This is a genomic window from Streptomyces sp. NPDC042102, assembly GCF_055582305.1.
Genome location: NZ_JBVJDL010000002.1, coordinates 804,806 through 818,908, shown reverse-complemented (window position 1 = coordinate 818,908; position 14,103 = coordinate 804,806). Strand labels below are relative to the sequence as shown.

General features: G+C 71.4%; 10 protein-coding genes. 4 read left to right on the top strand and 6 right to left on the bottom strand.

Annotation, left to right across the window (positions count from 1 at the left end; genetic code table 11):
* Positions 1–85: 85 nt before the first annotated feature.
* Complete coding sequence (locus ACZ6KO_RS11740) at positions 86–1,117, bottom strand: aspartate-semialdehyde dehydrogenase (RefSeq protein ID WP_469303202.1); 1,032 nt, start codon at positions 1,115–1,117, stop codon at positions 86–88.
* Positions 1,118–1,398: 281 nt separating this feature from the next.
* Here ACZ6KO_RS11740 and ACZ6KO_RS11735 point away from each other — a divergent pair, with 281 nt between their 5' ends.
* A complete protein-coding gene (locus ACZ6KO_RS11735; RefSeq protein WP_469303200.1) occupies positions 1,399–2,904 on the top strand; it encodes a M28 family peptidase in 1,506 nt (501 codons plus the stop codon).
* Positions 2,905–2,982: 78 nt separating this feature from the next.
* Here ACZ6KO_RS11735 and ACZ6KO_RS11730 read toward each other — a convergent pair whose 3' ends face one another.
* Positions 2,983–6,300 carry a S8 family serine peptidase gene (locus ACZ6KO_RS11730; protein WP_469303197.1) on the bottom strand — a complete coding sequence of 1,106 codons (3,318 nt, stop codon included), beginning with the start codon at positions 6,298–6,300 and terminating at the stop codon, positions 2,983–2,985.
* 272 nt (positions 6,301–6,572) lie between these two features.
* The gene (locus tag ACZ6KO_RS11725) at positions 6,573–7,133 is read right to left on the bottom strand and encodes a CGNR zinc finger domain-containing protein (protein ID WP_469303194.1); all 561 of its coding nucleotides are present in this window, start codon (positions 7,131–7,133) and stop codon (positions 6,573–6,575) included.
* A 137-nt stretch (positions 7,134–7,270) separates the two neighbouring features.
* On the opposite strand from ACZ6KO_RS11725, the gene ACZ6KO_RS11720 reads away from it, so the two are divergent.
* Entirely contained in the window at positions 7,271–7,729 is a 459-nt protein-coding gene (locus ACZ6KO_RS11720) for a VOC family protein (RefSeq protein WP_469303191.1), read from the top strand.
* Between the two features lie 12 nt (positions 7,730–7,741).
* Positions 7,742–8,653: a pyridoxamine 5'-phosphate oxidase family protein gene (locus ACZ6KO_RS11715; RefSeq protein WP_469303881.1), complete on the top strand. Its 912-nt coding sequence runs from the start codon at positions 7,742–7,744 to the stop codon at positions 8,651–8,653.
* Here ACZ6KO_RS11715 and ACZ6KO_RS11710 read toward each other — a convergent pair.
* A complete protein-coding gene (locus tag ACZ6KO_RS11710) occupies positions 8,629–9,594 on the bottom strand; it encodes a hypothetical protein (RefSeq protein ID WP_469303189.1) in 966 nt (321 codons plus the stop codon). The genes ACZ6KO_RS11715 and ACZ6KO_RS11710 overlap by 25 nt on opposite strands.
* 180 nt (positions 9,595–9,774) lie before the next feature.
* Positions 9,775–12,330, bottom strand: a complete 2,556-nt coding sequence (gene pepN, locus ACZ6KO_RS11705) for an aminopeptidase N (RefSeq protein ID WP_469303187.1) — start codon at positions 12,328–12,330, stop codon at positions 9,775–9,777.
* 133 nt (positions 12,331–12,463) lie between these two features.
* Between pepN and ACZ6KO_RS11700 the strand changes: the two genes are divergently transcribed.
* Entirely contained in the window at positions 12,464–13,108 is a 645-nt protein-coding gene (locus ACZ6KO_RS11700; RefSeq protein ID WP_469303185.1) for a mycothiol-dependent nitroreductase Rv2466c family protein, read from the top strand.
* Between the two features lie 124 nt (positions 13,109–13,232).
* On the opposite strand, the gene ACZ6KO_RS11695 is transcribed toward ACZ6KO_RS11700, so the two are convergent.
* Positions 13,233–13,889, bottom strand: a complete 657-nt coding sequence (locus ACZ6KO_RS11695; protein WP_469303183.1) for a superoxide dismutase — start codon at positions 13,887–13,889, stop codon at positions 13,233–13,235.
* Between the last annotated feature and the right edge of the window lie 214 nt (positions 13,890–14,103).

The window sequence follows — 14,103 nt, the reverse complement described above, 5'->3', positions numbered from 1 at the left end:
GAGTAATCCACGGGCGAACGCACCGCCCGGGGGAATGCCGGAGGGGCGGCACCGGACGGTGCCGCCCCTCAGACGTCCGGGCGGGTCAGCCCTGCTGGAGTTCCTCGGCCACCAGCTCCGCGATCTGCACCGCGTTCAGGGCCGCGCCCTTGCGCAGGTTGTCGTTGGAGAGGAAGAGCGCGAGGCCGTTGTCGACGGTCTCGTCCACGCGGATGCGGCCCACGTACGAGGCGTCCTTGCCGGCCGCCTGGAGGGGGGTCGGGATCTCGGAGAGCTCGACGCCCGGGGCGCCGGCCAGCAGCTCGTAGGCGCGCTCGACGCTGATCGGGCGGTCGAAGCGGGCGTTGACCTGGAGGGAGTGGCCGGAGAAGACCGGCACGCGCACGCAGGTGCCCGAGACCTTGAGCTCCGGGATCTCCAGGATCTTGCGGGACTCGTTGCGGAGCTTCTGCTCCTCGTCCGTCTCGAAGGTGCCGTCGTCGACCAGGTTGCCCGCGAGCGGGACCACGTTGTACGCGATCGGCCGCTTGTAGACCTGCGGCTCGGGGAAGTCGATCGCCCCGCCGTCGAAGGTCAGCTGGTCGGCGGCCTCGGAGACCGCGCAGGCCTGGCCCTTGAGCTCGGCGACGCCCGCCAGGCCGGAGCCGGAGACGGCCTGGTAGGTGGTGGCGACAAGCGCGGTCAGCCCGGCCTCCTCGTGCAGGGGGCGCAGCACCGGCATGGCGGCCATGGTGGTGCAGTTCGGGTTGGCGATGATGCCCTTGGGACGGTTCTTGATCGCGTGCGGGTTGACCTCGGAGACGACGAGGGGGACCTCGGGGTCGCGGCGCCAGGCGGAGGAGTTGTCGATCACGACGGCGCCCTGCGAGGCGACCTTCTCGGCCAGGGCCTTGGAGGTGGCGCCACCGGCGGAGAACAGCACGATGTCGAGGCCGGAGTAGTCGGCCGTCGAGGCGTCCTCGATGGTGATCTCCCGGCCCTCCCACTCCAGGGTGGAGCCCGCGGAGCGGGCCGAGGCGAACAGCCGCAGCTCGGCGACCGGGAACTTCCGCTCGGCCAGGATGCTGCGCATGACTCCGCCGACCTGACCGGTGGCTCCGACGATTCCGACCCTCACGGTGACTCCTTCTTCCTCGTACGACGCGGGCGCGCGTGAAGCCATCATGCGTTCGACCCCGGGCGACTTGTCCAATCCATTGTCCGAGGAACGGACGATGGCCGGAGTGTGTACGGGTGTGACGAGTGTGTGGCGGGCGTGTTGCATCGCCCCAGAACGGGCGTTTTCGCAGGTGGGAGCCGGTTACGGTCCGATTCTGCCGTGTTCGGACTCCGGACATGGCGTCTCGGCCATCGGACTGCCGATGGCCGACGACCACGACCGAATCGGGGAGATCCACCGTGCGCGCCCACCGCCACCGCCGCCGGACCATCGCGGCCCTCGCCGCCACCGCCACCGCCGCCACCCTGGCGCCCGTCCTGCTGGCCGCCGCCCCGGCCACCGCCCACACCCGCCCCTCGGACCGGCACGCCGACCGGCTCGCCAAAGAGCTCGTCGAGGAGGCCTCCGGCCGCTCCGCCTACCGCCACCTGGTGAAGTTCCAGCAGATAGCCGACGCCAACGGCGGCAACCGGGCCGCCGGCACCCCCGGCCACGCCGCCTCCGCCGCGTACGTCCACGACACCCTGAAGAAGGCCGGCTACCAGGTCTCCTACCAGGACTTCGACATCTTCGAGGCGAAGACGAGGACCGAGCGGACCACGGTGCCGGGCGAGGGCGGCGGCGCCGGGCGCGAGCTGGCCACCGCCGCCTTCACCTTCACCCGCTCCACTCCGGCCGGCGGCCTGACCGCCCCGATCGCCCTCGCCCGCGTGGACGACACCCCCGGCTGCGACGCGGCCGACTACCCGGCGGGCGCCTTCACGGGCAGGATCGCCCTGGTCAAGCGGGGCTCCTGCACCTTCGTGGAGAAGCAGAACGCCGCCGCCGCGGCCGGCGCGCTCGGCGTGATCGTCTACAACCACAGCGGCACCACCCCGGTGCGCGGCGGCTTCTCCGGCCCCGCCGACGGCCTGATCCCGAGCGCGGGCATCAGCCTCGCCGACGGCGAGGCGCTCGCCGCGGCCGCCGCGAAGGGCGAGGTGAAGGTACGCCTGGACCTCGACCAGGAGCACATCAGGAAGACCACCCGCAACGTGATCGCCGAGACGAGGGGCGGCCGCGCCGACCGCGTGGTCACCGTCGGAGCCCACCTCGACTCGGTCGCCGAGGGCCCGGGCATCAACGACAACGGCTCCGGCTCGGCCGGGCTGCTGGAGGTGGCCCTGAAGCTCGCGGACGAGGGCGCCAACAAGAAGGGCAAGGGTCCGGCGAACAAGGTGCGCTTCGCCTGGTGGTCGGCGGAGGAGCTGGGCCTGCTGGGCTCCGAGCACTACGTCGCGCAGCTGTCCGAACAGCAGAAGAAGAACATCGCGCTCTACCTGAACTTCGACATGATCGCCTCGCCGAACCCGGCGCAGTTCGTCTACGACGGCGACGACTCGGACAAGACCGGCGCGGGCGCCGGACCGGCCGGCTCGGCGCAGATCGAGGCGCTGATCAACGGTTTCCTCGACAGGAAGGGCAAGCCCCACGAGGGCAGTGACTTCGACGGCCGCTCCGACTACGGCCCGTTCATCGCCGGCGGCATCCCGGCCGGCGGCACCTTCACCGGCGCCGAGGGCATCAAGACGCCGGAGCAGGCGAAGCGCTACGGCGGCACGGCCGGCGCCCCGTACGACCCCAACTACCATGGCGCGGGCGACGACCTGAAGAACCTCGACCTCTCGGTCTTCGACACCAACGTGGACGTCATCGCGCACGCGGTCGGCACCTACGCGCAGGATCTGAGCTCCCTGGGCAAGTAGGCCCCACGCCGGGGGAACAGAAAGGGGCCGGTGCTCGCCGTCGAGCACCGGCCCCTTCCTCATGCGGTCAGCACACCGTTACGGGGTGACCTTCTCGATCTGCACGCTGCCGGTGCCCGCGGCGGTGCCGCGGCCGCTGAGCAGCTGCACCTCGCCGAAGAACTGACGGCCCTCGGGGGCGGCGCTGGTGACCAGCACGTTCGCCGAGACGTTCGCCGAGGCACCGCTCGCGAGGTTCACCGCGGCCGCCTCGTCCACCTGGACCGAGCCGAGCGCCGTGGAGAAGAACACGTCGCGGTAGTCGTACGTGGTGCTGCCGGCCGGGACCGCGTAGCCGATCACCTTGACGGTGTAGGTACCGGCGGCCGGGTTGGCGATGCTCACGGCCTCCTCGGAGTCGCCGTCCGCGGAGGAGGCGACCTTCACGCCGTCCTTGTAGACCTCGAGGTCGAGGTCGGCGCCCGCGTCGGAGACCTTGCCGATGGCGACGTCGAGGCGGGAGGCGCCCGCGCCGATGGTGACGGTGCTGGTGTGGGTCTCACCGTCGGCGATGGTCGGCTTGGCCACCTTCGCCGAGCCGAGCGCGCCGCCCTTGAGCTTGCCGCCGGTGATGCCCGCGGCCTCGTTCTTCACGGTCCACTGGACCGGCGCCGGGGTGCCCTGCTTCACCTCGGGCAGGACCTTGACCGCCGGGTCGAACGCCGCGCCGAGGAGGGAGACGTCCAGCTTGAACGGGTTGTCGAGCACCGGGGAGGTACGGCGCGCCTCGACCTCGATCTCCCAGACGCCGGGCTGCGGGTTCGCGTACGAACGCAGGTCCGGGCGGCAGGTGTTGGCCGGGTTGTCGTAGTTCGGGTAGCACATCGTCGTCGCCGTGTTCTCGACGGCCACACCGTAGGGGTGGATCGAGATGAAGCGGGTCTGCGCGCCGGCCGCGAGGCCGCTCAGGCTGACCTCGAGCGCCTTGGCGCCCGGCGGGACGGTCACGAAGTACGACTTGTGGGTGTTGCGCTGTACGGAGGAGGAGTCCGAGAAGCCGAACGACGGCTTCACCAGCGGGGCCGAGACGACGACCGTGGAGAGGATCTGCTTGTCGACGCCCTCGGTGGACTCGTCGTCCAGCTCCAGGATGGCGCTGTGCACGCCGGCCGTCTTCGCCTTGGCCTCGATCTTGATGGTGACCGGCTTGTTCAGCGGCAGCGTGGCGTAGTCGTAGCCGCCGAGGATCTTGAACGTGCCGTCGTTGTGGCGCAGGCTCAGGTTGTGGCGGGTGCCGTACTTCACGCCGGTGGTGCGGGTGACCACGACGTCGTACGTCTTCTTCTGGCCGACCTTCAGGCCGCCCTCGCGGTCGTAGACGCCGGTGCCGGAGCCCGGGGTCTTCAGGAACTGGTCGAGCGCGGTGTCGACCGGGGCCTTGACCGTGTAGTCGTTGGCGGAGGCGCCGCGCTGGATGGACTCCCACGCGCCGACGATGTCGATCAGACCCGCGCCCTGGGCGTGCGCCGGCACGTTGTCGATCTTCTTCGCGGTGCTGGTCAGCGCGGTGCGCAGGCTCGCCGGGGTGAGCTTGATGCCCTGCTGCTTGGCGGCCGAGATGAGCAGCGCGCTGGCGCCGGCCACCTGCGGGGCGGACATCGAGGTGCCCTGGAGCATGCCGTAACCGGCCGGGAGGCTGTAGCCGGCCTCCTTCACGGGCGCGCCGGGCAGCCACGTCTGGATGGTGTTGATGGACGCGCCGGGACCGGTGATGGTCGGCGTCATGCCGCCGTCCTCACGCGGGCCGCGCGAGGAGAACGGGAACATGTTGTACGGCGCGCTCACGCCGGAGCCGTAGTTGGCGGCCCAGGTCTCCTTGGAGACCGCGGCACCCACGGAGATGACCTTGTCCGCGAGGCTGGGGTCGCCGATGGTGTTCAGGCCGGGGCCGGAGTTGCCCGCGGAGATCACCAGCTGGACGCCGTACTTGTCGATCAGGTTGGTGTAGAGCTCGGCGCGCGCGTTGTTGCCGTCGTTCAGCGCCGGCAGGCCGCCGATGGACATGTTGACGATGTCCACGCCGCGGTTGACGACGAGGTCGATCATGCCCTCGGTCAGCGCGACGTTGGTGCAGCCGCCCGACCAGGAGCAGGCGCGCGAGGAGACGACCTTCGCGCCGGGCGCCGCGCCGTTCATCTGGCCGCCGAAGAGGCTGTTGGCGGCGGTGATGCCGGCGACGTGCGTGCCGTGCTCGGACTCGATGATGCCGACGTTGACGAAGTCGGCCTTCTTGCCGACCCAGTCCCCGCCGAACGGGTCCATCGGGACGTCCTTGCGGATCTCGATCACGAACGGGATGCGCTCGGCGACCTCGGTCGCCGGGTCGTCCGTGCCGAAGTAGCCGATCTGGAAGCCGTCCTTGTACGGCTTCATCGGCTCGTTGTTGGTGAAGTCGCCGTCCTGGTCGGTGTCGACGCGCACCGTGCCGGCCGCCGCGTCGTACAGCAGGCCGAACTGGTCGGTCTTGTCGCCGTCGCGGTTGACGTCACCGGCCATGTCGCCGGTCGCGGTGATCGACTCGCTGAAGCGGCTCCACTGGAACGAGCCCGCGGGGGCCTTCCAGCTGCGGCCGCCGGCGGTGAACTCGGTGCCGCTGACCGGGGTCACCTGCGGACGCCAGGTGGCGTCGGAGTCGGTGATCGGGTCGGTCGCGGTGACCCAGTCGACGATCTTGCGCTCGCCGGTGCTGGTCGTCTGCAGGGCCGGGTGGCCGAGGTCGACGCCGGAGTCCAGGACGCCGATGGTCACGCCGCGGCCGTCGGCCTGCGGGTTGCCCTTCACGAAGTCGACCGCGCCCGTCTCGAAGGACGGGTTGTACGGGTTCTTCGCGGGGGTGTTCTTGTCCGGCGCCGCGAAGCTCTCGGCGGCCGTCTTCTTCACCGTCCCCGTCTCGCGGTCGGAGTCCGGACGCGGGTCGGGCAGCTGGATCTCGTGGCGCAGGTCCATGCCGTGCACCGAGTCGAGCTTGGCGGCCGCCTTGAGGGCGTCCTTCGCCTTGTCGGTGGGCAGGGTGGCGCGGACGTAACCGAGGTCGTCGTACGTCTTGCCGACCGAGGCGCCCTGGACGGCGTCCAGCTGCTGGGCCACCTGCTCGGTCTGGCCGGGGGCGGTGGCGACCATCACGGTGACGGTCTTCTCGCCCTTGGCCTCGGCCTCCTGGAGGAGCTCGGCATCGGCAGAACCGAGCTTCTTGTCGGCCGACTTGACCGGTGCGGACGCGCCCGGGGTCTCGGCGGTTCCCGCCGCGAGAACGGGTGCGGCGCCGGTGGCCGCGAGCGCGGCGACCAGGCCCGCGGCCGCCGCGACGCGGGCCACGCGTCTGGCTCCGGATATGGAGCTGGGGGATTCGAGGGTCATCAGCATCCCTGTAAGTGGAAGAAAGGGTCCGGAATTCGGTGCCGGATGACCGGTCAGCTTTGCGCAAGTGACCGCTGTTTGGGGAGGGTTGCCGGAGAACGGTTCACCTCATGGCGGACTCTCGCCACCGCGGTGTATACGCCAGGACGGTCGTACCGGGACAGACCCGGACGACCTCGGGGTGCTGATGAGTCGATTTATCGACCTACAGGCCTTGTGTCAGCCATATGGCGGGATGATCCCGTGGGACAGGTGTGACAGATACCGATCGGTCAGCGCTCGCGCGTGCGCGCGTAGTGGCGGGAGGCCTTCGCCCGGTTTCCGCAGGCGGCCATCGAGCACCAGCGCCGGGTGCCGTTGCGCGAGGTGTCGTAGAAGTGCAGGACGCACGCCTCGGACGCGCAGCGCCGGATCCGGTCCGGCCCGGCGGCCAGCAGCCCGAGGTGCTCGCGCACGGCCGTCCAGGCCGGCCCCCAGGTCCGGTCGGTGAACTCGGCCCGCTCGCCCTGTCCGTCCGCCCCCACCGTGAGTCGGATGCGGCCGTGCTCCAGTACGCCGTCCAGCAGCGCCAGGGCCCCGGCGTCGGCGGGATCGGCGACCGCGCGGGCGATCGCCTCGCGCGCGGTCAGCAGGTGGACCAGGGTCGCGGCGTCGGCCCGGAACCGGTCGTCCAGGGCGTTGGACCGCAGCCAGAGGGCGAGGCCCTCGACGCGGGTGAGCCCGGCGGCCCCGGCGAAGAGGTCCTGCGGCTCGCCGTCCTGCATCCAGCGGGTGTTCAGCAGGTCCAGGGAGACCGGCTCCCCGGTGAGCGGGCGCGGATCCGTCGCCGTCATCTTCGTCCTCCGTGCGCGTCGACTAACCCTTCAAGACTACGTGACTGGTTGACATCCTCATGCCTAACCAGTAACTTCGATTTAGAAGGTTAGAGAATATCGAGGAGCCGTGAGGGCTCAGGGGAAAGGGATCCGCCATGACGACCGCCGTCAGCGCACTGCGCACCGGCCACGTGGGCCTCAACGTCACCGACCTGGCCCGCTCGCTCGGCTTCTACCGGGAGGCCCTCGGCTTCGACGTACTCGGCGAGGGCAAGGAGGACGGCCGCCGCTTCGCCTTCCTCGGCCTGTCCGGCGAGCTCGCCCTGACCCTGTGGGAACAGGCCGACGGGCCCTACGCCCCGGCCGCCGCCGGTCTGCACCACCTGGCGCTGTCGGCGGGCACCGTCGAGGAGGTCCGCGCGTACGAGCAGCGGCTGCGCGCGGTCGGCGTGGAATTCGCGTACGAGGGCCTGGTCGCCCACGGGGCGGGCGGGGCGTCCGGCGGCATCTTCTTCCACGACCCGGACGGCACCCGGCTGGAGATCTCCGCGCCCCTCGGCGCCGACGAGGCCCCCGTCCCCGTGGCCGATGCTCCGACCTGCGGTTTCTTCTAGGACGTGACCGTCATGCACACCACCATGGACACCGCCTACCACCCGGGGGCGCGGGAGCTCCAGGACCGGCTCGGGGTCCGTGAGCTCGCCGACCACGTCGGACGCTCCATCGGACCCGGCATCAAGGACGTCGCCGCGGTCTTCCTCGCCCAGCAGCCGTTCCTGGTCGTCGGCGCCGCCGACGCCGCCGGCCGACTGTGGGCGTCACTGCTGACGGGCCCGCCGGGCTTCGTGCGGGCGCGCGGCCCGCACCGCGTCACGGTCGAGGGCGGCGTGCCGGCCGGCGATCCGCTCGCCGGGGCACTGGCCACGGACGGTACCGCGGTCGGGACCCTCGCGCTCGACCCGCGTACCCGCCGCCGGATGCGGCTGAACGGCACGCTCGCGGCGGATCCGGTCGCCGGCCGTTTCGCCGTCCGCGCAGAGCAGGTATTCGCCAACTGTCCGAAGTACTTGCAGAAACGGCAGCCGCTGGAGGTACTGCCGCAGGGGCCCGGGGTCGTGCGGCGCGGGGGAGCGCTCACCCCCGGCCAGGAGCGGGCCGTCCGCGCGGCCGACACCTTCTTCGTCGCCACCACGGCGGCGGACGGGGTCGACGCCAGCCACCGCGGCGGCAACCCGGGCTTCGTCGAGGTGCGTTCGCCGCGCGAGCTGGCCTGGCCCGACTACCCGGGCAACAACATGTTCCTCACCCTGGGCAACCTCGCCGCCGATCCGCGCGCCGGACTGCTCTTCCCGGACTGGGAGACGGGCACGGTCCTCCAGCTCAGCGGCCGGGCCCGGACCGACTTCGGCGCCGACGGCTCCCGCACGGTGGTCTTCGAGATCGCCTCCGTCGTGGAGGGCCGCCACCCGGGGCGGCTGCGCTGGAGCGCGCCGGAATACTCCCCGGCCAACCCTCACCTCGGCAGCACCACGAGGTAGGCCGCCGGGTCGCGGTCGCCGGCCGCCGTCAGCGCCGTGCGGACGACCGCGGCCTGCTGCTCGGCGTGGTCGCGCAGCTTGCGCGGGGTGAGGTGCAGGACGGTCACGCCGAGGCGCTCCAGGTTCTCGCGCTTGCGCACGCACTCCGACCACTGGTCGTCCTCGCCCTGCCGCGGGGCGCGGGTGTCGATCTCGACGGCGACGGCGTGGTCGGGCCAGTAGGCGTCCACGCTGCCGAGGTGGGGGCCGCCGGGCACCCGGAGGTCCACGTTCCAGACCGGGTCCGGCAGCCGGTGGTCGCGCACGAGGGCGTACAGGCGGTCCTCGGCCATGGCCCGCCCCTCGGCGAGCAGGGAGTCCACGGCGTCGACGACGTGCGGCCGGTTCAGCAGCCGCGCCACCGTCAACTCGCGTACCAAGGCGCCCGGTTCGCAATGCCCGGCGCGTACGGCCTCGCTCAGCAGCCGGCGTACCGTGCCCGCGTCGCCGAGCTGGGCGACGGCGTCGGCCACCGCCCGGGCCACGGGCGCCACCGGCAGCCCGGTCACCTCCACCGGCCGGGGCGGCGTCGTCGCCCGCACCAGGCGTACGCAGCCCGCCGGCCGCAGCCGCCGGGTGCTCGGCACGAGGACGTCGATGTACTGGAGCGCCAGCAGCGGGGGCGCGGAGCTGAACCGGTACAGCGCGAGCGCCGCCAGCCCGGTGATCATCGCCTCCCCGCCGCGCCGCGCGGCGTACAGCAGGGCGGCGTGCAGCCGCTCCTCGCTGGTGGCGGGACCCGCGTGGAGCAGGAAGACCCCGGGCAGGATCTGCTGCCAGGGCCGCTCGGCGGCATCGGCGGCGGTGACGCCGTGCTCGCGCAGCTGGGCGAGGGTCAGCACGCGGGGACGGGCGCCGGCGCCGGTGAGGTGGCGGAGGGGGAGGGGGGTGTTGTGGTTCATGCGCTGGAGATTCCCGCCCGCCCCCGGCCCCCTAACCACTGTTACACGCCCGTCGCCAAACCCGGACAACCCCGCACTAAAGTACTGCCGTTCGACTGCCGATGGGCGGTGCGCCATCGCTGCCGCCGCTGCCCTCGGCGAGGAGGGGCCCCGCACCGCGGGGCCCCTCCCGGCCCGGACTCAGCCCGCGGCCGCGTCGCAGGCCTGGGCGCGCAGCGCCCGGGCGAGGTCGTCGCGGGACTCCACGACCAGGCGGCGCAGCGCGGGCGCCGCCTGCTCGTGCTCGGCGAGCCAGGCGTCCGTCGCGGCCAGGGTCGTCCCGCCGTCCTGGAGCAGGGGGTACAGCCCCTTCACCACGTCCATGGCGATCTGGATCGACCGCTCGCTCCACAGCCGCTCGATCACCGCGAAGTACGGCTGCGTGAACGGCGCCAGCAGAGCCCGCTGCGACGGCTGCTGCATACCCGCGATGGTGGCCTCCACCAGCGCGTTGGACAGCGCGTCCGACTCCACGACCGCCGCCCAGGCCTGCGCCTTGACCGCCTCCGAGGGACGGGCCGCCAGGCAGCGCACCTGGTGCCGCTTGCCCGAGGCGGTGTCGTCACGGGCCAGTTCGGCGTCCAGCACGGCCTCGTCGACCGCGCCGTGCGCGGCCAGCGGCAGCAGGAAGTCCCAGCGCAGCTCCTGGTCCACCTCCAGCCCGTCGATCCGCGCCGAGCCCTCCAGCAGCCCCAGCAGCAGCTGGAAGTCGCCCTCCGTCGCCGCGCACGCCGCGAAGAAGCGCGCCCACGTCAGCTGGTGCTCCGAGCCCGGGTCGGCCAGCCGCAGCTCGTGCAGCGCGCCCGCGGCCAGGTCCCGGCCGCTCTGCTCGCGCCGCTCCGGCGCGGCGTAGTGGGTGACCGCCGACAGCGCCTGGCTGTGCAGCATCTGGAGCACGCCCACGTCCGACTCGCGGCCCGCGAAGGCCAGCACCAGCGAGAGGAAGTCACGGGCCGGCATCAGCCCGTCACGGGTCAGGTTCCACAGCGCCGACCAGCACAGCGCCCGCGCCAGCGGGTCGGTGATGTCGCCCAGGTGCCGGCGCAGCGTATCCAGCGAGCCCTCGTCGAAGCGGATCTTGCAGTACGTCAGGTCCTCGTCGTTGACCAGGACCAGGTCCGGACGCTCGGCCCCGGCCAGCTCCGCCACGACGGTACGGGTGCCCGCCACGTCCGCCTCGGCCCGCGCGTAGCGCACCAGCGAGCCGTCGACGTCCAGCCGGTACAGGCCCACCCCGACCCGGTGCGGACGCAGCTCGTCGCCCTCCTGGAGCACGGCCAGCTCGGTGATCCGGCCGGCCGCGTCGTACGTCACCACCGGCGTCAGCGCGTTCACGCCCGCCGTCTGCAGCCACGCCCGCGACCATCCGGCCATGTCGCGGCCGGAGACCTCGCCCAGCACCGACAGCAGGTCGTCGAGCGTGGTGTTGCCGTACGCGTGGGCCTTGAAGTAGCGGCGCGCGCCCTCCAGGAACGCGTCCCGCCCCACGTACGCCACCAGCTGCTTGAGCACCGAGGCGCCCTTGGCGTAGGTGATCCCGTCGAAGTTCAGCTTGGCGTCCTCCAGGTCACGGATGTCGGCCGTGATCGGGTGCGTGGAGGGCAGCTGGTCGGCGCGGTAGGCCCAGGCCTTGCGGTTGTTGGCGAAGGTGATCCAGGCGTTGTCGAAGCGGGTCGCCTCGACCAGCGAGAACGTGCCCATGAAGTCCGCGAAGGACTCCTTGAGCCACAGGTCGTCCCACCACTTCATGGTGACGAGGTCGCCGAACCACATGTGGGCCATCTCGTGCAGGATCACGTTCGCGCGGCGCTCGTAGGAGGCCTTGGTGACCTTCCCGCGGAAGATGTACTCCTCGCGGAAGGTCACCAGCCCCGGGTTCTCCATCGCGCCGAGGTTGTACTCCGGCACGAACGCCTGGTCGTACTTCCCGAACGGGTACGGGTAGTCGAAGTGCTCGTGGAAGAAGTCGAACCCCTGCTTGGTGACGAGGAACACGTCGTCGGCGTCGAAGTGCTTGGCCAGCCCCTTGCGGCACATCGCGCCCAGCGGGATGGTCAGGTCCCCGCGCGTGTAGGTGTCGGTCACGTAGTGGTACGGACCGGCGACCACGCAGGTGATGTACGTCGAGATGGGCGCCGTCTCGGCGAAGTGCCACACCCCGCCCTCACGGGACGTCTCCGCGCCGTTGCTCCACACCTGCCAGCCCTCGGGCGCGGCCACCTCGAAGCGGTAGGGGGCCTTGAGGTCGGGCTGCTCGAAGTTGGCGTAGACGCGGCGGGCGTCGGCCGGCTCGTACTGGGTGTAGAGGTAGACCTCGCCGTCCTCGGGGTCGACGAAGCGGTGCATGCCCTCGCCGGTGCGGCTGTAGGCGCAGTTCGCGTCGACGACCAGGACGTTCTCGCTCGCCAGGTCCGCCAGCGCGATCCGCGCGCCGTCGAAGACCTCGGCCGGGTCCAGGGCGTGGCCGTTGAGGGTGACCGCGTTGACCGACGGGGCGATCAGGTCGGCGAAGGTGGCGGCGCCGGGTACGGCGGCCCGGAAGCGGATCGTGGTCACCGACCGGAAGGTGCGCGGGCCCTCGGCCGGTTCGGCCTCGTCGACCGCGGACCTCAGGTCGAGGACGACCTCGTACCCGTCGACCGACAGCAGCTCGGCCCGCTCACGGGCTTCGTCGCGGGACAGATTCTCTGCGGGCACCGGCACTCCTTCGTGCGTGATCACTGGGCTTCTGCCGCATCCTCCCATGGGGAATGCGGCGGGCCCGATGCCGGTTGGCGTTCACGGACGTGACCGGAGCAGACCCCCGTGAAGCCGTGTGTAGAGGAGAGACATGTCGGACATCCAGGTGCGCGAGAAGACCCCTGTCGACTTCTGGTTCGACCCGCTGTGCCCCTGGGCCTGGATGACGTCCCGCTGGATGCTGGAGGTCGAGCAGGTCCGTGACGTCGAGGTGCGCTGGCACGTGATGAGCCTCGCCGTGCTGAACGAGCACCGGCTGGACGAGCTGCCGGAGCACTACCGCGAGATGATGGCCACGGCCTGGGGCCCGGTCCGGGTGGTCACCGCCGCCCAGCAGAAGCACGGCGACGAGGCCGTCGGCAAGCTGTACACCGCGCTCGGCACCCGCATCCACAACGACGGCCGGGGCATCACCCCCGAGGTGATCGCCGAGGCCCTGGCCGAGGTCGGCCTGCCGGCGGAGCTGATCGACTTCGCGGACTCGGCGGACTACGACGTCGAGCTGCGCGCCTCGCACAAGGACGGGATCTCGCGCGTCGGCGAGGACGTCGGCACCCCGGTGATCTCCGTGCCCGGCGCGGACGGCGCCGAGGTGGCCTTCTTCGGCCCGGTCGTCACCCCGATCCCGCGCGGCGAGGCCGCGGCCCGGCTGTGGGACGGCACCCTGCTGGTCGCCTCCACCCCCGGCTTCTACGAGATCAAGCGCACCCGCACGGCGGCGCCCAGCTTCGAGTAGCCGACCGGAGCAGGACGACAGAAGGCCCCCGCGAGTCATGTCCTCGCGGGGGCCTTCCGTTACACACGCCCGCCGGTGAAGGGTGAGAAGACGATCACGAGGCGGACGGGTCCACGGGTGCCGCTCAGCCCTTGACGGGGATCAGCAGCGGGGTGTTGGCCTTGGCGTCGGCGTAGCGCCTGGCGACGTCCTGCCAGTTGACGACGTTCCACATCGCCTCGATGAAGTCCACCTTCTGGTTCTTGTACTGCAGGTAGAAGGCGTGCTCCCAGGCGTCGAAGACCAGGATCGGGGTGCTGGCGACGCCGATGTTGCCCTGGTGGTCGTAGACCTGCTCGACGACCAGACGGCCGCTGACGGGCTCGTACGCGAGCACGCCCCAGCCGGAGCCCTGCGTCGCGGAGGACGCGAAGGTGAGCTGCTTCTTGAACGTGGCGAAGGAGCCGAAGGACTCGGTGATCGCGTCCGCGAGGTCGCCCACACCGTCCGCGGCCGTCGGCTCGCCGCCGCCCTCACCGGTCTTCGGGCTGGCCATGTTGTGCCAGTAGATGCTGTGCAGGATGTGACCGGAGAGGTGGAAGGCCAGGTTCTTCTCCAGGCCGTTCAGCGCACCCCAGTTCTCCTTCTCGCGCGCCTCCGCCAGCTGCTCCAGCGTGGTGTTGGCGCCGGCGACGTACGCCGCGTGGTGCTTGTCGTGGTGCAGCTCGATGATCTGCGGGTTGATCACCGGCTCGAGCGCCGCGTAGTCGTACGGCAGCTCGGGAAGCGTGTAGATGGCCATGCGTCAGTCGGTCCCCTCGGCGTGCTCACTGCTATTGCAATCAATGCGCAACTGCACGCTAGCAGTATCTATTCCTGCAGGCAGCTAAGGGTTACCTCTGTAAAACGGCCGTGGGCCCCCTCCGACACCCCCCCCGGGCCCCCACGGGATGGGGGGCCTGTCCCCCCGTCACCCCCGCGGGAGCCCCCCGCCCCCCAACGGGATCACCCGGTTG